We start from the raw sequence: 22,098 nt of genomic DNA, 5'->3' as shown, positions 1-22,098 counted from the left end.
CGCCTCAGGACAGTGAACCGTAGGTCTGCCAGCCGGAGCCGAGGGTGTAGGTGGCGCTGAACGTGCCGTCGCCCCAGCCCTTGTTCCGCAGCAGCTTGCCGTCGGTGGTGCGGGAGACCAGATCGGGGAAGCCGTCGCCGGTCACATCGCCGACCGCGACGATCGCGTTGCGGCCGGCGCCCCAGTCCCGGAACACCAGCGTCCGCGGCTTGAAACCGCCCGTGCCGTTGCCGTCGTAGCGCCACAGCTCGCCGCCGGCGTCCCGCGCGAGGAGGTCGCCGATGGCGTCGCCGGTCACGTCGGCGGCGCCGACGACGGTGTAGCCCTTCCACCCCGTGCCGACGCGAACGCCCGGGTCCAGAGCGCCATGGCTGTTGGACCTGTACAGGTAGAGGTAGCCGGTCGTGGTCTGGCGGGCCAGCAGGTCGGGGCGGTCGTCCCCGGTGAAGTCGTCGGCGGCGACGACGGTGTCGAAGCCGTTCCAGCCGGATCCGACCAGCGTGCGACCGGCGTCGGGCAGGTAGACGCCGGTACAGCCGCCGGAGTGCCGGTAGAGCTTGCCGTCGGTGGTCCTGCTGAGCATGTCGGAGCAGCCGTCGCCGGTCATGTCGCCGACGGGGACGAAGCGGGTGCCGGGGCTCCAGCCCGACCAGCCGCGGGAGTCGGTGAGTCTGCCGTCGGCGAACCGGTGGGCCTCGAGCAGGCCGTCGGCGGTCACCGTGTACAGCTCGCCGTAGCCGTCGGTGTCGGCGTCGTGGAAGGCGGACCGGCCGCCCGACAGCAGGAAGCTCCCCGTCGGGAGGGTGCGGACGGCGCCGCCGTCGCCCGGGTCCACGGTCATGGTCCAGTGGTAGCGGCCGCTCACCGCCTTCCCGCCCGTGCCGTCCCGGCCGTCCCAGGCCGCGCGGACGGCGGCGCCCTCGTGGGAAGTGCCGCTGAGGGTACGGACGGTGGTGCCGTACGCGTCCTTGATGGTGAGCTTCCAGGACGCGGGCGGGCGGGTGAACCGCCAGGTGCTCTCCCACAGCCGGTCGCTCGCCCGGCGCAGGTCCACCGTGGGGTCGGCGCGCCAGTCGAACAGACTGATCCGGGACCGCGGCACCGTCACCGGCCGGATGTGGATCATCTGCTCGCCGTCGACGTAGGCCACATGGCCGCCGTACCGGTCGACCGTCAGCATGCCGACCCACGCCCCTTCGGGGGCCGTGAAGAAGGGAGTGGTGACGGCGGAGTGGCCCCCGCCGAGGTGGAAGTCCGTGAGCGTCACCGTGCGCCCGTCCTCGGACTGCTGCACGAGATAGCCGTCGCCGACCTTCGCGGGCGACGCACCGGGGACGGTGATGTTCTTGGCGGTGCTGTTGTCCCACACCCCGGCCTTGCCGGAGGCGGAGCACCGCCAGTACAGCCACCGCCCGACCACCTGGAGGTCGTCGGGGACACAGCCGGACCCGAGCGCCAGGTTCGCCGAACTCGCCTTGGTCACCAGGTCGTAGGAGTTGACCGTGCCGACGGCACTGCCCGGCTTCCAGACCTTCGTGCCCCAGATGGACACCGCGGTGACCGGCCGGGTGTGGACCTGCCCCGGATAGGACACGCCCGGCGCGAAGGAGCCGATGCGCTGCACGCCCTCGTCGTCGACCGCGACGTACGAACCGCCGGCGGCCACCACGTGGTCAGGGGACTCCCAGTCGAAGGTACCGAGCCCGAGTTCGCTCTTGGGCGCTCCGCCGCCGAGCGCTTCCTGGCCACCGAACGGTGTCATGAAGCCGACCCGTCCGTCGCCCAGCGCCCACAGCGTGGAGTAGAACCCGCTGCACGTGTACTCCGCGGGGTCGACGCCCTCGCACGGGTAGTCGGTCCAGACCTGGGACGCCGCGAGCTGCCGTGACCCCGGCTGCGGGGTGCCGACGGCCGGGAGGTCGAACTCCCACAGCCCGCGTTTCGGCTCGGGGTCCGCCGTCCCCAGCACGCTGAGCTTCCCGCCGCCGAGCGCGAGGGTCTCTACGTAGGCACTGAGGCCGCCCCTGGTGCCGAAGGGGATCACCGTCTCGTCGTCGGCCGCCCGCGGCGCGCCCGGCAAGGCCGTCGCGGGCGCCGGGGTGAGACCGAGACCGCCGACCGCCAGCGCGACGGCCGTCCCGATGCTGAGCGAGGTGTGTCTGATCGTGCGAGCGTTCATGTCAGCCCCCTGGTGGACGAGGTGTCCCGTCCTCGACTCGGAAGCTATGACCCTCAGGACACGCCGTGGGTTGTACAGAACTGAATGATGGTCAGCCGGAAGACCGCCGGACCTCCGAACGCTGAGAAGTCGATCGGGCACTTTCTGTGACGGATTCGCCGATCCCGCCGCCGTGCCAGGTTTTGGACGGGTATCGCGGACACTGGACAGCAGGAGAGGGGAGGCCGCCGTGCTGACCGTAGTCCGTGAACAGATGGGCCGGGCCCTGTTCCGCCGGGTCGCCGGAGCCGACGGACCGGCGAACCGGGCCCGCATCCACGACACTCCCGGCCCGCGCTGGTTCACACCGGACCGACCGATCCGCGTCGTCCACGGTGACGCCTCGATGTTCATCGGTGGACTGAGCGCACTGCTGCTTCAGTCCCTGCATCCGCTGGCCATGGCCGCGGTGGCCGGCCATTCCGGATACCGCGGCGACCCGTGGGGCCGCTTGCAGCGCACGAGCACCTTCCTGGCCGTGACGACCTACGGCACCGTCGACGACGCTCAGCGGGCGGTCGACAAGGTCCGCGGCATCCATGAGCGGATCCGCGGGACGACGGCCGAGGGCGTGCCGTACCATGCGTCCGATCCGCACCTGCTCGGCTGGGTGCACGTGGCCGAGACGGACAGTTTCCTGCGCGCTCACCAACGCTTCGGAGCCCGTCCCCTGGACGCGGCCGGCTGCGACGCCTACGTCGCCGACACCGCGCGGGTCGCCGAGGCGCTGGGGGTGAGCGACCCGCCGCGCGACCGCCGCGAGCTGTCCGAGCGCCTCACCGCCTATCGGAGCGAACTCAGGGCCACGCCCGAGGCCCGTGCCACCGCCCGCTTCCTGCTGTTCCGGCCTCCCCTGCCCCTCGCGGCACGGCCCTTCTACGGCGGACTGGCCGCGAACGCCGTCGTGCTGCTGCCGCCCTGGGCCCGGGGCATGCTGTGGCTGCCCCGGGTGCCGGTCGTCGAGGACCTCGCCGTACGCCCCACCGGACAGGCCCTGACCCGGACCATCCGCTGGGCCATGACCCCGCAGCGCGGACCTGGCCCGGCCTGAGGCCCGCGTCCACGCGCCGCCGTCTCCCGGACCGGAGGCGCCGGGTGACACGTCGTCAAGTCGGGTTCACCGGCGGTCGGACGACTCACGTCCGACCCGGAACAGCTCCTGCGAGGTGACGATCAGTTCCCGGCGTTCCTTCTTCGATCCCACCATCGGCTGGGAACCGTGGAGCGACACCTGGGCGCTCTCGGGCAGGAAACGGACCGTGAACAGCCCGATGGCGCCGGCGGCCATGAGGTAGAACGCGGGCATCATGTCGTTCCCGGTGATGCTCACCAGCGCCTCCGTGACCAGGGGGGTCGTCCCGCCGAACGCGGCCACCGCGAAGTTGAAGCCGATGCCCATGGCCGCGTAACGGACGGCGGTCGGGAACAGCGCGGGCAGCGTGGCGGCGCTCGGCGCGGCGAAACACGCCAGCAGGGTCGACAGGATCAGCACCCCGAGGAGCGGCGGCCAGGTTCCGTCCATCTTGATCAACAGGAAGGAGGGGATGGCGAGCACGATCATTCCCGCCGCCGCGAAGCCGTAGAGCGGGCGTCGGCCGACGTGGTCGCTGAGACTGCCGAGGAAGGTGATCAGCAGCACGATCCACACCATGCCCACGAGCACCAGGACGTCCGCCGAACTGCTGGAACGGCCGAGGGTCTCCGTCTGGTAGGTGGGCAGGAATCCGGTGACCATGTAGTTGGTGACGTTGTAGAGCAGCACCAGTCCCATGCAGACGAGCAACCCCCGCCAGTGGTCCTTGACGATGGTCTTGAACTCGGTGCCCGCCGATTCCTTGGCGAGGCCCGCCTCGTGTTCGTCGAGCTGCTGCTGGAAGGCCGGCGACTCCTCCAGCTTGAGACGCATGTAGAGGCCGATCGCGCCGAGCGGCCCCGCGATCAGGAACGGGATGCGCCAGCCCCACGAGAGCATCTGCGCGTCGCTGAGGGCGAGGTTCAGCGTGGTGACCAGGGCGGAGCCCAGCGCGTAGCCGACGAAGGTGCCGAAGTCGAGCCAGCTGGAGAGGAAGCCGCGGCGACGGTCGGGCGAGTACTCGGCGACGAAGGTCGTCGCGCCCCCGTACTCGCCGCCCGTGGAGAAGCCCTGCACCATGCGGGCGAGCAGCAGCAGGATCGGGGCGGCGATGCCGATCGTGGCGTAACTGGGGATGAGGCCGATGGCGAAGGTGCCGACCGCCATCATGATCATGGTGGTGGCGAGAACCTTCTGCCGGCCGAGACGGTCCCCGAGCGGTCCGAAGACGAGGCCGCCGAGCGGGCGCACGACGAACGCGGCCGCGAAGGTGGCGAAGGAAGAGATCAGCTGGGCGGCGGGAGACGCTCCGGGGAAGAAGACCTTGCCGATGGTGGCGGCGAGGTAGCTGTAGACGCCGAAGTCGAACCATTCCATGCAGTTGCCGAGCGCCGAGGCGCTGACCGCACGCCGGAGCAGTGGTGCTTCGACCACCTGGACGTCGTCATCACGGAAGGGGCGTTTGTTCCGCCTCAGCCGCCGGGTCAGGTCCTGACGGACCTGCTCGGGCAGTGCCGCGATGTCGGACGGCCCGGACCGCGCTGGGTCGGGCTGCCCGTCGGTCAGTAGGTCAGCCACTGAAGTTCCTTACTCGTCTTGCGTGAGGGGCCTCAGTGCAGCGTGAGGCGCCAGGTGTTTGCCGTGCCAATAGTGGCTTCTGCCCTCATTCGCGCGGCTCACGCAGGGTCCTCGGACACGCCGGCCTCCCACGTTCGGCAGGGGTGGGGGCCCGTGCGCGGAGGTGAACCCGGCGGCGTTCAGGCGTCGCAAGACGGCATGTCAGAAGCGGGCGACCGCGGCAGGGACGATGCCCGCGGCGCGCATCGCTCGGCACAAGCGTGGAAGAAGGGCCCCATGACTTCACTCACGGAACAGCAGAACGTCGCCGATTTCTACGACTTCGAGGCCGGCCTCACGGAGGAGGAGCGCAAGGTCCTGCTCCGGACCAGGGCGTTCATGCGCGACGAGGTGCAGCCCTTGGTGGCCGAGCACTGGGCCGAGGGCACCTTCCCCAGGGAGCTGATCAGCCGTTTCCGTGAGAGCGGCCTGGTCGGGTTGTCGTACGAGGGCTATGGCGACCACGGTCCCGCCGCCGGCCATCTGCTGTCCGGGATGATGGCGATGGAGATGAGCCGCGTCGACGCCTCGGTCGCCACCTTCTTCGGTGTCCACAACGGCCTCGCCATGTACGCGATCCACGCCTGCGGCGACCAGGAACAGCGTGACCGCTGGCTGCCCGCCATGGCGAGGATGGACTCCATCGGGGCGTTCGCCCTCACCGAGCCGCTCGACGGCTCCGACATCGCGGCCGGCATGCGCACCACCGCCCAGCGGGACGGCGACACCTGGGTGCTCAACGGCGCCAAGCGCTGGATCGGCAACGCCACCTTCGCCGACCACATCGTCGTCTGGGCCAAGGACGTCGACGACGACCAGGTCAAGGGGTTCGTCGTAGGCCGGGACACGCCCGGGTTCAAGGCCGAGAAGATCGCCCACAAGACGTCGCTGCGCATCGTCGAGAACGCGGACATCACCCTCACCGACGTCCGGGTGCCGGAGCGCGACCGGCTTCAGAACGCGTCCTCCTTCCGTGACGTCGCGGAAGTCCTGCGCGCCACCCGCAGCGGGGTCGCCTGGCAGGCCCTCGGCGTCATGATCGGCGCCTACGAACTGGCCCTGCGCTACGCCACGCAGAGGCAGCAGTTCGGCCGGCCGCTCGCGGGTTTCCAGCTGGTGCAGGACCTCCTGGTGAAGAGCCTGGGCAACATCACCTCGAGCTGGGGCATGCTGCACCGGCTCGCCGCGCTCCAGGACTCCGGCGTGTTCCGGGACGAGCACTCGTCGCTGGCCAAGGCCCACGTCACCGCCCGGATGCGCGAGGTCGTCGCCTGGGCCCGGGAGATCTTCGGGGGCAACGGCATCGTCCTGGAGTACGACGTGGCGCGCTTCTTCGCGGACGCGGAGGCCATCTACTCCTTCGAAGGCACCCGGGAGATGAACACCCTGATCGTCGGCAAGGCGATCACCGGGGAGAGCGCCTTCGTCTGACCGGCGGGGGAGAGGCCCCGGGGCCGGTGGGACGCGGGGGCGCGGGGGCGCGGGGGCGCGGTCACCGCGGGCGCACGGCGTACGTCAGGTGTGTCACCCACGGTGACGACTCCGAGCGGATCGGCTCTGGGGCGACCCCGGTATCGGGATGCGTTCAATCCCCAGTATTCCGGTGCGGCGGCCTCTCGTCGGGATCAATGAATGCGGCGGGCCGGGGTACTCGGTTGTGTCCCGGGATTCCTGCCTCAGGATCCCCGCCCCTCAGGGTCCCCGCCTCGGGGTCCTCGTACGAAAGTGAAACCCGCGCCCATGCCTGACATGCCTGACGTGCCCGACAGCCGAGACGTCGTCGCCCTCATCCTTCAGGATCACCGCAGGATGGAGGATCTCTTCCGGCTGATGCGCAGCGTCGAAGCCGACCGAGCGGCCGCCCTGCGGGAGCTCGCCGATCTGCTGGTCGCGCACGCGCTGGCGGAGGAGTCGAAGGTGTACCCCGCCCTCAAGCGCTTCAAGAAGATCGACGACGAAGAGGTGGAGCACGGCGAGGAGGAGCACGAGGAGGGCAACAAGGCGCTCCTCGACCTGCTGGAGGTCGACGAGGTCGGCTCCGAGGAGTGGGACGAGAAGCTGGAAGAGCTCGTGCAGGCCGTCGCCCACCACACCGACGAGGAGGAGCGCACGATCCTCAACGGTGCCCGCGAGAACGTCGCCATGGAGCGACGGGAAGAGCTGGGCGAGGCGTTCCTGGAGGAGAGGGAGCGTCAGCTGAAGGCCGACTGCGGCGCCGTGGACAACGTGCGCCGCATCGTCCGTTCCTGATCCGACGCCCCGGCTCGCCCTCGCCTACGCGGCGCTGTCGACGGGATCGCGCAGCGCCAGGTACACGGACCACACCACGGCCACCAGCGGTACGGCCACCACGGCGCCGATCACGCCCGCCGCGACCGCTCCGCCGACGACCGCCAGCGCGACCACCACCGGGTGCAGCCGGACGGCCCAGCTCATCACGACCGGGTGCAGGACGTGGCCCTCGATCTGTCCGATGACGACGATCAGGGCCACGACCAGCAGGGCGACGACCGGTCCCTGCGAGGCGAGCGCGACGACGGCCGCGATCGCCAGGGCGATGGGCGAGCCGATCAGGGGAATGAACGCGGCCAGGAACTCCAGTAGGGCCAGGGGCACCGCGAGCGGCACCCCCAGAGCGAACAGCGCGATCCCCACGAGGACCGCGTTGGTCGCGGCCACCAGCAGGATGCCGTGCGTGTAGCCGGTGAAGGTCCGCCAGGCGGCCCGGCCCGCGATCGTGACGTTCCGCCGTGCCCCGGCGTGGAGCTGATCGCACAGCCACTGCCACTGCCGGTCGCCGGAGTAGGTGAAGAACACCGCGCAGAACACGGCCAGCGCGAGCACGGTCAGCACCTCGAACAGCCGGCTCGCGCCGCTGAGCGCCGTACTGATGACGGTGGCGCGGTGGCTCGACAGGAGCTTGCCGATCCGGGACTGGAGATCGTCGAACGCGTGCGGAGGAAGGCGGAAGGGAGCGTCCTCCAGCTGACGTTCGATCCGGTCGATTCCGGTGACGAACTCCCGCTCCAGGCCGCTTCGCTGACCCGCCGCGGTCTCACCCACCAGGGCCAGCACCCCGAGGACCAGGACGGCGCCGCCGACGAGCGCGGCGGCGACCGCGAGCGCCCGGGGCACGAGGCGGGCGAGAAGGCCTGCCACTGGGCGGAGCACCGCGGTCATGACCAGCCCCAGGAAGACGGCGACGGCGATCCGGTGGAACTGTCCGAGCACGGAGAAGGTGACGCGGACGACCACGCCGACGGCGATGATCCGCCACGCGTACGCGGCCGCCGTCCGCAGCAGGGCCGGTACGTGCGGCTCCGGGCCGCCGCTGCGGCCGGGCGGCGGGCCGGGCTGATCGGAGGGTGTGGACATCTCATGCCCGTACCACTCGCCGACCGCCGCAGAGCGGCGGGGACGCGAAGTTCCCCCGAAGGCCGGTAGGTCCCCCGGAGGCCGGTCGGGCCGTCACATCTCCCCCCGGAAGCCGTCACATCCTTCCGCTGAAGCCGTCACATCCCCCCCGCGGAGGCCGGGTTCTCCTCCTGCGGAGGCCGTCGCATCCTCTCGCGGAGGCCGGGGTCTCCTCCTGCGGAAGCCGGGGTCTCCTCACGCGGGGGCCTGGGTCCGGCAGGTCGGAGGCGGGTGGCGCCGGACACGCCGACGGCTCCCGTCCCGGGTACAGGAGGGGAGCCGTCCGGATGCCTTGCCGTCTACACAGTCGGCGGCGGGTTACGCGTGGCGGTGCGAACGCCGGTTGCCGGTGACGACGCGGTAGAGGGCGAGGAGGATGAACGAGCCGATGATCGCGGCGATCCAGGTGGACAGGTCGAAGAACCCGTCGATGGAGTCGACGCCGAAGATCACCTTTCCGAGCCAGCCGCCGAGCAGGCCGCCGGCGATGCCTATGAGCATGGTGATGATGATGCCGCCCGGGTCCTTGCCCGGCATCAAGGCCTTGGCGATGGCGCCGGCGAGCAGACCGATGGCGATCCACGCGATAATGCCCATGATTCTCTCCGCTTCGTCGTGTGAAGACAGTGTCTGTTTCTCGTGTGCACCGTCCGCCTTTGAACAAACGTCCGTGGCGCATAGTTGATGGAACGAGAACCGACACCCGGCTCCGGCGTGCGGGAGGGCGGGCCCGTCGCGGTGGCCGAAACAGGCCCGTGCGGGACGGACTTGACCCGCCCCGGCCGGCGTCCTCGGCGCTACAGCGAGGGCCCCGAGCCCGGCAGCGGGCGCCCGGCCGACTCGGTCATGAACCACACCGCCACACCGCCGACCACGGCCGCGGCCATCATGTAGTAGGCGGGCATCATCATGTTCCCGGTCGCCCCGATGAGGGCCGTCACCACCAGCGGGGTGGTGCCGCCGAAGATCGACACGGAGACGTTGAAGCCGATCGACAGCGAGCCGTAGCGGACCTTCGTCGGGAACAGCGCGGGCAGCGCGGCGGGCATCGCCGCCGTGAAGCAGACCAGCAGCAGGCCCAGCGCGCCCATGCCGAGCGCGACCGCGACCAGACTGCCCTGACGGATCAGCAGCAGCGCCGGGACGGACAGCGACAGGAAGCCCGCACAGCCCGCGGCGATCACCGGGCGGCGACCCACACGGTCCGTCAGGGCGCCCGCGAAGGGCTGGACGATCATCATCACGGCCATCACACCGAGCACGACGAGCAGACCGTGCGTCTCGTCGTAGTGGAGCTCACTGGTCAGATAGCTCGGCATGTACGACAGCAGCATGTAGTCGGTGACGTTGAAGACCAGCACCAGGCCGACGCAGAGCAGCAGCGCCCGCCACTGGCCCACGATCATCGCGCGCAGCGGCACCTTCGGGCGGTTCGACTCGGCCTTCTCGATCTCGGCCGCGAACGCCGGGGTCTCCTCCAGCCGCATCCGCAGATAGAGGCCGATGATGCCCATCGGACCCGCGATCAGGAAGGGGATCCGCCAGCCCCAGCCGAGCAGGTCCTCCGTGGACAGCAGGGCGGTCATGGCCGTGACGAGACCGGCACCGCCGATGTAACCGGCGAGCGTGCCGAACTCCAGCCAGCTGCCGAGGAAGCCGCGGCGCCTGTCCGGCGCGTACTCGGCGATGAAGGTGGAGGCGCCCGCGTACTCGCCGCCGGTGGAGAAGCCCTGCACCAGACGGGCGGCCAGCAGGAGCAGCGGGGCTCCGACGCCGATCGACGCGTAGGACGGGATGAGGCCGATGGCGAAGGTGCCCGCGGCCATCATGATCATGGTGACGGCCAGCACCTTCTGACGGCCGACGCGGTCGCCGAGCGGCCCGAAGACCATGCCGCCGAGCGGTCGGACCAGGAAGGCGGCGGCGAAGGCGCCGAAGGTGGAGAGCAGCTGGGCGGTCGGGTTCCCGGAGGGGAAGAAGACCTTGCCCAGGGTGACCGCGATGTAGCTGTAGACGCCGAAGTCGAACCATTCCATGGCGTTGCCCAGCGCGGCGGCCTTCACGGCGCGTTTCACGAGCGCCGGGTCCGTGACGGTGGCGTTCTTCGGGGCGGTCGGGAGGGGTGTCGGGGGAGAGGCGACTGTGGCGGTTGTCAAAGCTTCGCTCGCCTACTTTCGTCGGGGGCAGGGACGGGTCTGCTCGACGGCGCCGGCGGCAGGCCAAAGGGCGACGATAGGCGGACATGTCCCCCTCACGGACCGTGCATACTTCGATGCATGCTGCATGTAAATGCCGTGTGGGCAGGCCCTTAGGGCCGCTCCGCCGGCCCCTCCCCGGGATCATGTTGTGACCCATCTCGCCTCCGGGTGACGGGGCGGCAGGCCCGGTGAAGGCGGTGCACGGGTTCCGGTCCCGGGCGCGGACGGGGGTCGTTCCGTACGCTGGCGGCATGCGCATGCGCCCCACTCTGAGCTGGACCCCTGACGAGGACCTGCCGCCGGGCACCACCGATCCGGAACAGGTCGTCGACGCGCTGAGCGCCGGCGGCGTGCTGGTGCTCAGTGGGGCCGGTATCTCGACGGAGTCGGGCATCCCCGACTACCGGGGCGAGGGCGGGAGCCTGAGCCGGCACACCCCGATGACCTACCAGGACTTCACCGCCGACGCCCATGCCCGGCGCCGCTACTGGGCGCGCAGCCACCTCGGCTGGCGGACCTTCGGACGGGCCCGCCCCAACGCCGGGCACCGGGCCGTGGCCGCGTTCGGGCGGCGCGGCCTGCTCGCGGGCGTGATCACCCAGAACGTCGACGGCCTGCACCAGGCCGCCGGCAGCGAGGACGTCGTGGAACTCCACGGCAGCCTCGGCCGGGTCGTCTGCTTGTCCTGCGGTGCCTTCAGCCCGCGCCGCGAGCTCGCCCGACGGCTGGCGGAGGCCAACGAGGACTTCGCGCCCGTGGCCGCCGCGATCAACCCGGACGGCGACGCCGACCTCACCGACGAACAGGTCGGCGACTTCCGCGTGGTGCCCTGCGCGGTCTGCGGCGGGATCCTCAAACCGGACGTGGTCTTCTTCGGCGAGTCCGTGCCGCCGCCGCGCGTCGAGCACTGCCGCACACTGGTCCGCGAGGCGGCCTCGCTGCTGGTCCTGGGCTCCTCGCTGACCGTGATGTCCGGCCTGCGGTTCGTCCGCCAGGCGGCCCAGGAGGGCAAGCCGGTGCTGATCGTCAACCGCGACCCGACCCGGGGCGACCGGCACGCCCTGGCCCGGGTCGAGCTCCCCCTGGGGGCGGCGCTCACCGCGGTGGCCGCCCGGCTGGGTGTCCTCCTCGACGACCGGGCGGCGCCTGCGTGAGACCGTGACGGCGCCGGGCGTCGCGGGCGCGCTCCCGCCGCGGAGCGCGCTGCCGGTGCCGTCGTGCGGACGGGCACCGCGCCATCACCTCACCGTCCGTCGGCGAAGTGGGCACACCCGGATCTACTCGTGGGGCAGGCCGAACGCATATGCGCGGTGCAATTGAAGGCACACCCATGAGGTGCCCGGGCTTCGCGCGCCCCGATGTGCGCGTGGAATGCGCTCTGCCGATCGGAGACCGGCGTGCCCTACCTTCACATCGCAGGACGAAAAACGTTCAACCTATCACTCCGCAAGGAAGTTGACGGGGAACACCGTCCGTACTGCATTCGTCCGGGAATGGCTTGTCACCGTGAAGGGGGAGCGTTATGGATATGCGCTACGAGGCCTTTTCGTACGCCGACAAAGTGTTCTACGACTCGCCGGTCCGATGGGCGGCCATGGACGAGTTCGCGGCGGTGGGCGAGCCCTTACCCGCCGGCTGGCTGTCCTCCGCGAGAGAGGTGTGGGTGGGCCGCAGGCCCGCCGACGTCGAACTGCCCGACCAGGGCTGGAAGATTCACGTGTCCGCGTGTCTGGACAACGCGGAGCACATACTCTCCGTCGTCGGCGCGTACTGCGTCGAGCGGCGGGTGGCCTACAAGTTCCTGCGCAGTCCGGCCCTGGTGCAGACCCAGAACGCGAAGTACGCCTCGCGCGGATCGAGCGGCAAGTTCATGACGCTGTACCCGGTCGACGAGCCCGAGCTGGAGCGGTGCCTCACCGACCTCGACGAAGCCCTCGCCGGCTTGCGCGGACCGTACATCCTCAGCGATCTGCGCTGGCGCAACGGGCCGTTGTACCTGCGTTACGGAGGATTCTCCGAGCAGTTCTGCCGATCGGAGACCGGTGAACTCGTCCTTGCCCTGCGCGAACCGTCGGGCCGGCTCCGCCCGGACGTACGGCGCGCGGTGTTCGAGGTGCCCGACTGGGCTCCCGTACCGGCGGTCCTGGCCCAGGCCCTGGCCGACCGGGCCGCGACGAGCACGGCGGACTTCCCGTACACGGTGGAACGGGCCCTGCACTTCTCCAACGGCGGAGGCATCTACACGGCGCGGCCCACCCGGGGCGGCGATCAAGTGGTCCTCAAGGAGGCCCGACCCGACGCGGGACTCGACCAGCGCGGTGACGACGCCGTACTGCGGCTCGGCAGAGAGTACGACATCCTGCGGCGCCTGGAGGGTCTGCCCGCCGTACCGTCCGCGCTGGGCTACCTCAGGGCTTGGGAGCACCACTTCCTGGTCCAGGAGTATGTGCCCGGCGAGCCCTTGAACAGATGGTTCGGGCTGCGCTACCCCCTGGTCCGCCCCGACCCGGACCAGGAGACGATCGACCGCTACCGGGAGGAGGCGCTGACCGTCCTCGCCGGCATCGAGGAAGGGTTGCGCGCCATCCACGCCCGCGGTGTCGTCTTCGGGGACCTCCATCCACGCAACCTGATCGTTCGCCCGGACGGACGGGTGTGCTTCGTGGACTTCGAACTCGCCTCGCCCGTCGACGAGTTCGTCAGACCCGCGCTCGGCGCCGCCGGCTTCGCCGCACCCGCCGACCTCGAGGGCTTCGCGATCGACACCTACGCGCTCGAAGCCCTCCGGTTATGGATCTTCATGCCGCTCCTCCAGCTGACGTCACTGGCCCCGGGGAAACGGGACGAGCTGAGGGACGTCGCCTCCAGACGCTTCGGGCTGCCGGCCAGACCGGCCGAGGGCCGCTCGCCGGCACCACCCCCCACACCACCCGCCGCACGACCCCCCACACCACCCGCCGCACGCCCCCCCACACCACGCCCCGCACCCTCCGGTGGTCCGCCCGAACTCGCCGCACCGGCGACCTTGTTCAGCGGAGACCGCGCGCAGTGGCCCGCGCTGCGGGACTCGTTGGCGGCGGCGATCGACGCCAGCGCCACCCGGGACCGCACCGACCGTCTATTCCCCGGAGATCCCAGCCAGTTCACCCATGACGGCCTCGGCCTCGCCTACGGCGCGGCGGGCGTGCTCTGGGCCCTGCACAACGTCGGCGCGCCCGTCCGGCCCGATCACGTCGAATGGCTCGTGGAGGCCGTCGCACGCGAGCCCTGTCGCCCCGGCCTCTACACCGGCGCGCACGGAGTGGCCTTCGCCCTGGACCGTCTCGGCCGGACCCGGCAGGCCCACAACCTCCTCGACCGGCTTCTCGAGGATCCGCTCGACGCCCAGGGGAGCGATCTCGCCGGGGGCCTGCCCGGCATCGGACTGACCCTGCTGCACTTCGCGGACACCACAGCCGACGCCTCCCTGCACTCCGTCGCGGTCGACGTCGCCGAGCGCCTCGCCGCCCGACTGAAACCGGAGTCCGGCAAGGCCGGCCCGGCCCACGGCCGTCGCCCAGGGCTGCTGCACGGCCCCTCCGGCGCGGCACTGTTCTTCCTGAGCCTGTACGACAGCACCGGTGACGCCGGTCTGCTGGACCTCGCGGAACAGGCCCTCGACCTCGACCTGGCCCGATGCGTCCTGGGCGACGACGGCACCCTCCAGGTCGACGACGGCAGCCGGGTCCTGCCGTACCTCGAGTCGGGCAGCGCCGGCATCGCCGCCGCACTCCACGCCCTGCTGCGACATCGCCCCGACCCGGAGCGCCGACGCAGCCTCGAGCAGATGCGCGGCGCCGCCGAACCGGAGTTCATCGTCCAGTCCGGCCTGTTCAACGGACGGGCGGGCCTGATCCTCCTGCTGCACCTGCTCCAGGACGGCACCCCGCTCCATGAACCGGTGATCCGACGGCACATCCGGCGCCTGGTCTGGCATCTCGTTCCGTACCAGGGGCACGCGGCCTTCCCCGGCGAGCAACTCCTGCGCCTGTCGATGGATCTCGCCACCGGCTCGGCCGGCGTCCTCCTCGCGCTCGGCTCGGCCCTCGCCGACACCCCGGCGCTGCCCTTCTGGAGTGGTCGAGGAAGCGCGTCGCCCGCCTCCCTCCCGCTGTCCCGGGTGTCCTGAGGTCCCAGGCGTCCTGACCGCCGCCCGACGGAGGCGGCGCCCCCTGCGACCTGCCCGGTCGCAGCCCAGAGTTTCCGGCGATCGCCGGGAAAACCCAACCGAAGTGACAGGAGTACACCATGTCCATCCTCAGCCTTCAGGCCCTGGAGACCCCCGAGGAGACCACCGAGTACCTGTCGGTGCTCAGCTCCCTGAGCGCCGTCAACTGCACCAACAGCACCGTCAGCACGCTGCTGTGCCTGTAGTCGCACCGCCCGGGCCGTCCGACCGCCCCACCCTCGGATGACCTGGTGAACAGAGCCGGCCCGGGCTGAGGGACAGCCCGGGCCGGCGTTCTCGTGCCGCCCCGCGGACCGCCCGCCCGCCTCCCGCAGGAGTCTTCGTATGGGACAGGACCACCGACAGCAGCGGAGCGGAGCTCCCGATCGTACGGCCTGCGACCCCCTCGCACACGGCGCTCGAACACGGCGGTCCGGATCGCCCCGAGCCCCGGCCCCGTGGTGGTGGCCCACCGTCCTCGCTCTGTCGGTGGCGGCGAGTTCGGCCGCCGCGCTGGTACTGCCGGCCGCTCTGGCCGCGGGAGTCGACCGCGCCCTGTCCGGCGACGCCGGCGCGGGCGTGGGACCGCTCGCCGCCGTCCTCGGCCTGCTCACGGCCGCCGAGACCCTCGCGCAGTACGCGGGCCCGCGCGCCACCGCCGAGGCGACGGCGCGACTGCGCGCCGCACTCGCACGGCACATCGTGGCCGTCGGCCCCTACCCCGTCCGGCGGATGGCGACCGGCGAGCTGGTGGCCAGACTCACCGCGAGCGCCGCCGAGGCCGGACTGGGCGTCCAGGCGGCCGTCTACGCCGTCGCCCAACTCGCCATGGCGGCCGGTTCCGTGCTCGCCCTCGGACTGCTCGCGCCGGAACTGGCCGCCGCCTTCGCGATCACGGCGCCCCTGGGCTGGCTGCTGCTGCGCCGCCACCTGCGACGCACCGTACGACGCGGCGAGGGCTACCAGGGCGCGCAGGCTGCCGTGGCCGCCCGGCTGCTGGACGCCCTGGCCGGCCACCGCACCATCGCGGCCGCCGGAACGGTCGAACGCGAGATCGCCCGCGTCCTGGGACCGGTACCGGAACTCTCCCGCCACGGCCGTGCCCTGTGGGACAGCCAGCGCCGGGTCGCCTGGTCCACCGGACTGCTCGCCCCCGCGACGCAGATCACCGTGATCGCCGTCGCCGGGTACGAACTGTCCGTCGGCACGCTGGGCCCCGGAGGACTCGTCGCCGCGCTCGGCTACGTCACGCTGGGACTCGGCGGGTTCGGCGCCGCGCAGAGCCTGCTGGACCACGCCCGGGCCCGCGCCGGGCGCTCGCGCGTCCTCGAGGTCCTCGCCGTGCCCAGGCAGCCGCCGGGCCTGCGCGGCCTGCCGCCGGGACCCGGACGCGTCGAACTGCGCGCGATCACCGTCCGCAGAGCGGGCGGCACGGTGCTCGACGGGCTGGACCTCGTCCTCCCCGCCGGGCACTGCGTCGCCCTCGTGGGACGCTCCGGCGCCGGCACCTCCCTGCTGGCGGCGGTGGCCGGCGGACTCCTGTGTCCGGAGCGGGGCACCGTACTGCTCGACGGAGTGCCCGTGGACGAGATCCGCCCCGCCGACCTGCGCGCCGCCGTCGCGTTTGCCTTCGGTGCCCCGGAACTGACCGGCGCCACGGTCCTCGACGCCCTGCGCGTCGCGGCGGATCCCGTCCCGGAGGCCCGGGTCCGCGCGGCCGCGCTGGCCGCGCAGGCCGATGCCTTCATCCGCCGTCTGCCCGCCGGCTATCACACCCCCGTCCGCGACGCGCCGCTCTCCGGGGGGCAGCGCCAGCGTCTGGGACTCGCGCGCGCCCTGGCCCGCGACGGCCGGCTGCTCGTCCTGGACGACGCGACGTCGAGCCTGGACTCCGGCACCGAGGCCGCGGTGCTGCGCGCCATGGACGACTCGCACGGCGACCGCACCCGACTGGTCGTGACGCGCCGGACGGCCACGGCCGCCCGGGCCGACCTCGTGGCCTGGCTGCACGAGGGACGTGTCAGGGCCCTCGCCCCGCATCACGAGCTGTGGCGTGTACCGGCCTACCGCAGCATCTTCCGCGGCACCGAGGACGCGGCGGGCCGCCCACGAGAGGACGACACCCATGGGACGCCGCATGACGGAACACACCGCCCGCCCGCTCCGCCCGACCCCGCCCCGGGCCTCCCGCTCCCTCACGGCGGCCAACGGCACGGCCCTGCGCCTGATCCGTGACAGTCTCGCGGCCGACCGTGCCGCCGCCCTCCGGCTGACCTGGTGGACGCTGCTCTCCGCCGCGCCCGCCCTCGCGTCCGGCAAGGCCCTCGCCCTCGCCGTCGACCAGGGCTTCCTGATGGACCGGCCCCGCACGGCGGCCCTCGGACTGGGCCTGTTCGCCCTCTGCGCCCTCGGTGGTGCCTGGGCCGGCCGGCAGACCTACCCCTGGCTCGCCGAGATCGTCGAGCCGCTGCGGGACCGGCTGCTCCGCGACGTCGTCACGGGCACCCTGTGCCGCGCGGTGACGCCCGGCGCCGGGCAGGACGACTGCGCGGCCGTCGCCGTCGCCCGGCTCACCCGGCAGGTCGAGGCCGTCCTGGACGCGCTGGCCGGCCAGCTCATGCTCCTGTGGCAGTTCGTCCTGACGGCCGCCGCCGTCGTCACGGGCACCGCCGTCGTCGCCCCGGCCGCCGTTCCCCTCGTCGTGGGTCCGCTCCTCGTGGCGCTCGCTCTCTTCGCCGTGCTGGCCCCCGCGACGGTCCGCAGGCAGCGTGAGGCGTTCGACGCCGAGGAGGCCCTGGCCGGCCGCACCGTGGAGACCGTCGGGGCACTCCGGGACGTCGTCGCGTGCGGCGCCCAGGAGCACGCTCAACGGGAGGTCCTCGACACGGTGTCGTGCCACCTGCGCACGTCGAGGGCGCTCGCCTCCGTGTCCGCGCTGCGCCGTCTGATCGTGGCGCTGGGCGCGCACAGCCCCCTCCTGCTCGTCGTCCTGGCCGCGCCGAGCCTGATCGCCCAGGGCATGACTCCCGGCGAGATCGTGGGCGTGCTCGCCTACGTCCTGGCCACCCTGGAGCCGGCGATCAGGCTCCTGGTGCAGGGGCTCGGCGCCTCCTGGCTGCGCCTGGCCGTGGCGGCCGAGCGTCTCGCCGAGGCCGCGCGACACCCGGAGCCCCTCCCCGACCCCGACCCCGCTCTGCGGCCCGCGGACGGCTCGGCAGCGCTGTGCGGAATCACCTTCGCCTACGGCCCGGGGGCCGAACCCGTGCTCGACGGGGTCGACCTGGATCTCGCCGACGGCGACCACCTCGTCGTCGTCGGCCCGTCCGGCATCGGGAAGTCCACGCTGGCCGACGTGCTGACCGGCATGCGACCGCCGCGGAGCGGGCAGGTCGTCCTCGGCGGGGTGCCGCTCGACCGGATCGCCCGGCACGACCTGGCACCCGCCCGGGTCCTGCTGCCGCAGACCCCCTACGTGTTCGCGGGCACCCTGCGCGAGAACCTCTGCTACCTCGCCCCCGACACCCCCGACGACGTCCTCGCCGAGGCGGTGGCGGAACTCGGCATGAGCGCTCTGGTGGAGCGGCTGGGCGGCGCCGACGGCCGGGTCGATCCGGCCGGACTCTCCTCCGGTGAACGCGAACTCGTGGCCCTGGCACGGGCCTACCTCTCCGCCGCCCGGCTGATCGTCCTCGACGAGGCGACCGGTCACCTCGACGCGGCGGCCGAACGGCGGGTGGCAAAAGCGTTCCGCCGCCGGCCCGGAACCGTCGTGACCATCGCGCACCGCATGGCCTCGGCCCACCGCGCGGACCGGGTGCTGCTCATGGACGGAGGCCGACCACGCGTCGGCACGCACCGGACACTGCTGGCCGAAGCCCCGCTCTACGCCGACCTGATGGGCCATTGGCGAACCGGAACCACCGGCGACGACCGCCCTGGTGACGACCGCCCCGGCGAGGACTGCCCCGGTGACGACCGCCCCCGGACGGGTCGTCCCCGGACCGGTGGCACCGGTGACGACAACGCCCCCGCCCGGGGCCACCGCGCGGACGCCGGACTCAGCAGCCCGGCCGCAGCATCAGATCGCTCATCGTCGCGTCCCGTGGCAGATCCAGCGCCGTGACGACGGCGGCCGCCACGGACGCCGGGCTCATATGGGCCTCCGGCGCGTAGGGGAGACCGAACTGCTCGTGCAATCGGACCTGCATCGGGGTGTCCGTCTCGCCGGGGTACACCGTGGTCACCCGGACGCCGTGCGCGTACTCCTCCGCCCTCAGGGACTCGGCCAGCGCCTTCAGACCGAACTTCGACGCCGCGTAGGCGCTCAGGCGCGGAGGCGCGTGCACCCCCGCGCCCGAGTTCACGAAGACGACGTGTCCCCGGCCCTCGCGCAGGGCGGGCAGCAGCAACCCCGTCAGCTCCGCCGGGGCGATCAGGTTCACGGAGAGCGTGTCCTGCCAGACCTCCGCGCTCAACTCGCCCACCCGGCCCGACTCCACCACCCCGGCCACATGCAGCAGCGAGTCGAGCCGCGCGGGCAGCGCCTGCGCCTCCAGTCGGGCCCGTAACGCACCCGGCACGGACAGATCGGCCACCAGAGTGCGGCTCCGGGGGAAGCGGGCGCCCAGTTCCCTCGCCCGTGCCTCGTCCCGGGCCAGCAGCCACAACTCCTGTCCCCGCGCGGTGAACAGCGTCGCCACCGCCGCGCCGATACCCGAACCGGCACCCGTGATGAAATGAACTCCCATAGCCTGATACATACCCGATATCACCACCACATCCCTTGTGGGACGGGCGAGTTCGGGGACCGGCCGGGCGGTGCGCCCCACCCCCGGTCGAAGACGGCGGACCCGGATACGGCACGCCGTCCGGCGGTCCGGACCCGGAGCCTCAGCCCGTGGCGGCGAGGGCGTCCGTGCGTCCGCCCAGGGCGGCCGAGAACTGGTCCGTGACCAGGCCCAGTGCCTGCGCGGCGGCGGGCGCGAGGGGCGACGAGCCGACGTCCGTGGCGAGGTCGGAGATGTCCCGGTCGAGCGTGAACCAGCCGGGCACGATGTGCGCCGCCCCCATGGAGCTGAGGACCGGGCGCAGGGCGTAGTCGATGGCGAGGACGTGGGCCGTGCTGCCACCGGTGGCCAGCGGCAGCACGGTCTTCCCGGTCAGCGCGTACTGCGGGAGCAGGTCCAGCAGCGACTTCAACAGCCCCGAGTAGGCGGCCTTGTACACGGGCGTGCCGATCACCACCCCCTCCGCCCGCGCGAACAGATCCGCGGCGGCGACGATCGCCGGATGCCCGAAGTCCGCGCCGAGGAGCGCCTCCGGAGGCAGGGTGCGGACGTCCAGCGGGGTCACCTCGTGCCCCTGCCGCCGCAGCCGGTCGTCCAGATGGCGCAGCAGCCGGGTGGTGCGGGAGGTGGGGGAGGGACTTCCGGAGACGGACAGGATGGCAGCCATACGGGACCTTCCGGGGGTGAGGATCAGACGTGCGAACGGGGAGTACGCGCAGGACGGTCGGTCACCAGGCGCTCGACCGGACGGTGACCACGGGACGCACCTCGTTGCGGAGCGTTTCGAGGAACGAGACGACCTCGCCGGCCGCCGAACGGTGCTGGAGGTCGTTGAGGACGTCGTGATGGGCGCCGTGCACGACCGAAAGGCGGGCGCGGGGCTGCGACTTGGCCGTGCGCGCCAACGCCTCGTGGTCGGCGAGGGGATCGGCGTCGCCGACCAGGAACAGCACCGGGACGTCGATCTCGCCCTCGTGGGCGGCCGTGAGCAGGGCGTCCGGCAGGGCGTCGTCGAGCGCGCCCCGGCGCACCTGGGGATCGTCGGTGAGCACGCCCCGGTGGGCGGGGCAGGAGGTACGGATGGCGAGTTCGTCGTCCCAGCTCTCCACGGCGCCCGCGGTCCGCCCCGGCAGGCCGGCGACGACGAGGGCATCGGGCCGCCCGGCCGCCGCTCCCGCACCCCGCCCGAGGAGCGCGGCGATCGCGGCGGCGCCCGAGTCCGCTCCGACGAGCACGACGGGCCGGACCGCCTCGCCCTCGGGCGCCGTGCTCCCGACGGCCTCGGCGATGCGCGCGGCGAAGCCGTCCGGCGCGGCGGCCGGGTCCTCGGTGGCGAGGTCCGGGCCGTCGACGACCCGCACGCGGTAGGCGTCGGCGGCCAGGCGCCTGCCGAACCGGGCGTAGGTCGCGCGGGTCTCGCCCCGGCCGGGAACGACCACGACGGTGCCGCGGACGCGCAGGCCCTCGGGGCCGTGATAGTCGCTGTACTGGGTCATGTCACACTCCTGCGGATGCGGATGCGGATGCGGATGCGGATGCGGATGCGGGTTCTGTCCGGTGCGCGGGCGTCCAGCCCAGCGCCGGGGCCACTTCGGTCGCGATGAGTTCGAGGGCGCGGACGGTCGCGTCGTGGTCGGGGACGGCGGGGTTGAACTGGGCGATCAGATCCGTCGCGACGGGCAGGACCTTCTCCCGCCGCAACTCCGCGACGATCTCCTCGGGGTGGCCGTAGAAGCAGTGGAAGCGACGCAGCGCCTCGTCCGCGTCCAGGCCCGCGGGGAACGCGCCGTGCTCTGCCATGCGCAGGGCCGCGCGGTGGACGTCGTCCCCGATGTGGCGCAGCGCGGTGCGCCGGTCCTCGGCCGGGAACACGAACCGGGAGAGGCCGACGCGCGGGCGGCGCGGTGCGTCCCAGGTGGCGAGGAAGGCGTCCGCCCAGGGCCGCTGCACCTCGTCGGTGCGGGCGTCGAAGCCGTACGCCGCCCGGTTGAGCAGCAGGTTCGAACCGTGTTCCGCCGCGTAGGCGGCACCCTGTGCGCTGAACACGCCCTGCCACACGCGGTCGGTGAAGTCGCCCGGCCGGGGCTGGATCCGGAAGCCCGGCGCGCCCACCTCCCGGCCCGCCAGGGCCTGGCGCAGCACGTCGAGGTTGCGGCTGGTCAGTTCGCGCTTCCCGGCGACGTCCCGGCCGAAGGCGGCGTACTCCAGATCGCTCGACCCGCTGCCCACACCGATCTCGACCCGCCCGCCGCTGAGAGTGTCGACGGTGGCGATGTCCTCGGCCAGGCGGACCGGGTCCTCCAGCGGCAGGACGGTCACCGCGGTGCCGAGTCGGATGCGGGTGGTGCGGGCCGCGGCGTGGGCGAGGAAGGTCCACGGGGAGGACAGTCCACCGCCGCCGAGCGGGACGTGGTGCTGGGCGACCCAGCCGATGTCGAAGCCGAGTTCGTCGGCGACGGTGAACAGTTCCTGGGCGTTGCGGTAGGTGCGGGCGAAGTCGTCGTCGCGGCCCTGGACATGGGTGAGGAAGCCCAGCCGGAGGCGGGGTCTCTCGCTCGTCATGGGGGATGGCCTTTCGTTGTCAG

Annotated in this window: 17 protein-coding genes; 8 read left to right on the top strand and 9 right to left on the bottom strand. The window is 72.3% G+C overall.

All coding sequences use genetic code 11. From position 1 onward, the window contains the following. Positions 1 to 4: 4 nt before the first annotated feature. Complete coding sequence (locus AOQ37_RS19000; RefSeq protein ID WP_062645752.1) at positions 5 to 2,179, bottom strand: FG-GAP-like repeat-containing protein; 2,175 nt, start codon at positions 2,177 to 2,179, stop codon at positions 5 to 7. A gap of 229 nt (positions 2,180 to 2,408) precedes the next feature. Here AOQ37_RS19000 and AOQ37_RS18995 point away from each other — a divergent pair, with 229 nt between their 5' ends. After that, on the top strand, positions 2,409 to 3,269 hold the full coding sequence (locus tag AOQ37_RS18995) for an oxygenase MpaB family protein (RefSeq protein WP_062645751.1): 861 nt from the start codon (positions 2,409 to 2,411) through the stop codon (positions 3,267 to 3,269). Between the two features lie 66 nt (positions 3,270 to 3,335). Here the strand turns inward: AOQ37_RS18995 and AOQ37_RS18990 are convergent, their stop codons facing one another. After that, positions 3,336 to 4,868: an MFS transporter gene (locus AOQ37_RS18990; protein ID WP_062645750.1), complete on the bottom strand. Its 1,533-nt coding sequence runs from the start codon at positions 4,866 to 4,868 to the stop codon at positions 3,336 to 3,338. A gap of 276 nt (positions 4,869 to 5,144) precedes the next feature. Here AOQ37_RS18990 and AOQ37_RS18985 point away from each other — a divergent pair, with 276 nt between their 5' ends. Both AOQ37_RS18985 and AOQ37_RS18980 read left to right on the top strand, forming a co-directional pair. Then, positions 5,145 to 6,338 carry an acyl-CoA dehydrogenase family protein gene (locus AOQ37_RS18985; RefSeq protein WP_062645749.1) on the top strand — a complete coding sequence of 398 codons (1,194 nt, stop codon included), beginning with the start codon at positions 5,145 to 5,147 and terminating at the stop codon, positions 6,336 to 6,338. A 327-nt stretch (positions 6,339 to 6,665) separates the two neighbouring features. Beyond that, complete coding sequence (locus AOQ37_RS18980; RefSeq protein WP_062646060.1) at positions 6,666 to 7,157, top strand: hemerythrin domain-containing protein; 492 nt, start codon at positions 6,666 to 6,668, stop codon at positions 7,155 to 7,157. A 24-nt stretch (positions 7,158 to 7,181) separates the two neighbouring features. On the opposite strand, the gene AOQ37_RS18975 is transcribed toward AOQ37_RS18980, so the two are convergent. The 3 genes from AOQ37_RS18975 to proP form a co-directional block, all read right to left on the bottom strand. Beyond that, complete coding sequence (locus tag AOQ37_RS18975) at positions 7,182 to 8,282, bottom strand: AI-2E family transporter (protein ID WP_062645748.1); 1,101 nt, start codon at positions 8,280 to 8,282, stop codon at positions 7,182 to 7,184. Positions 8,283 to 8,639: 357 nt separating this feature from the next. Further along, complete coding sequence (locus tag AOQ37_RS18970; RefSeq protein ID WP_062645747.1) at positions 8,640 to 8,918, bottom strand: GlsB/YeaQ/YmgE family stress response membrane protein; 279 nt, start codon at positions 8,916 to 8,918, stop codon at positions 8,640 to 8,642. 200 nt (positions 8,919 to 9,118) lie between these two features. Further along, entirely contained in the window at positions 9,119 to 10,477 is a 1,359-nt protein-coding gene (gene proP / locus AOQ37_RS18965) for a glycine betaine/L-proline transporter ProP (RefSeq protein WP_062645746.1), read from the bottom strand. Positions 10,478 to 10,770: 293 nt separating this feature from the next. On the opposite strand from proP, the gene AOQ37_RS18960 reads away from it, so the two are divergent. The 5 genes from AOQ37_RS18960 to AOQ37_RS18945 all read left to right on the top strand — a co-directional run bounded on the left by AOQ37_RS18960 (position 10,771) and on the right by AOQ37_RS18945 (position 18,849). Continuing rightward, entirely contained in the window at positions 10,771 to 11,673 is a 903-nt protein-coding gene (locus AOQ37_RS18960) for an NAD-dependent protein deacetylase (protein ID WP_062645745.1), read from the top strand. Positions 11,674 to 12,041: 368 nt separating this feature from the next. After that, entirely contained in the window at positions 12,042 to 14,687 is a 2,646-nt protein-coding gene (gene lanKC / locus AOQ37_RS18955) for a class III lanthionine synthetase LanKC (RefSeq protein ID WP_063781164.1), read from the top strand. A gap of 119 nt (positions 14,688 to 14,806) precedes the next feature. Then, positions 14,807 to 14,932 (top strand): SapB/AmfS family lanthipeptide, encoded by a 126-nt coding sequence (locus AOQ37_RS39920; protein ID WP_020127262.1) that lies wholly within the window; start codon positions 14,807 to 14,809, stop codon positions 14,930 to 14,932. Positions 14,933 to 15,215: 283 nt separating this feature from the next. Next, on the top strand, positions 15,216 to 16,961 hold the full coding sequence (locus AOQ37_RS18950) for an ATP-binding cassette domain-containing protein (protein ID WP_234436949.1): 1,746 nt from the start codon (positions 15,216 to 15,218) through the stop codon (positions 16,959 to 16,961). Beyond that, complete coding sequence (locus tag AOQ37_RS18945; protein WP_234436948.1) at positions 16,864 to 18,849, top strand: ATP-binding cassette domain-containing protein; 1,986 nt, start codon at positions 16,864 to 16,866, stop codon at positions 18,847 to 18,849. The genes AOQ37_RS18950 and AOQ37_RS18945 overlap by 98 nt, the downstream gene beginning before the upstream one ends. On the opposite strand, the gene AOQ37_RS18940 is transcribed toward AOQ37_RS18945, so the two are convergent. The 4 genes from AOQ37_RS18940 to AOQ37_RS18925 form a co-directional block, all read right to left on the bottom strand. Further along, positions 18,785 to 19,474, bottom strand: coding sequence for an SDR family oxidoreductase (locus AOQ37_RS18940; protein ID WP_062645742.1), 690 nt, complete (start codon positions 19,472 to 19,474; stop codon positions 18,785 to 18,787). The two genes, AOQ37_RS18945 and AOQ37_RS18940, sit on opposite strands and share 65 nt — an antisense overlap. A 142-nt stretch (positions 19,475 to 19,616) precedes the next feature. Continuing rightward, on the bottom strand, positions 19,617 to 20,180 hold the full coding sequence (gene ssuE / locus AOQ37_RS18935; RefSeq protein WP_062645741.1) for an NADPH-dependent FMN reductase: 564 nt from the start codon (positions 20,178 to 20,180) through the stop codon (positions 19,617 to 19,619). Positions 20,181 to 20,241: 61 nt separating this feature from the next. Continuing rightward, entirely contained in the window at positions 20,242 to 21,009 is a 768-nt protein-coding gene (locus tag AOQ37_RS18930; RefSeq protein WP_062645740.1) for an alpha/beta hydrolase, read from the bottom strand. Position 21,010: 1 nt separating this feature from the next. Then, a complete protein-coding gene (locus AOQ37_RS18925; RefSeq protein WP_062645739.1) occupies positions 21,011 to 22,075 on the bottom strand; it encodes an LLM class flavin-dependent oxidoreductase in 1,065 nt (354 codons plus the stop codon). Positions 22,076 to 22,098 lie beyond the last annotated feature (23 nt).

This window comes from Streptomyces maremycinicus, from assembly GCF_001184025.1.
GTDB classification, from domain to species: domain Bacteria; phylum Actinomycetota; class Actinomycetes; order Streptomycetales; family Streptomycetaceae; genus Streptomyces; species Streptomyces maremycinicus.
The sequence above is the reverse complement of the archived record's forward strand: the minus strand, read 5'-3'. Positions and strand labels throughout refer to the sequence as shown.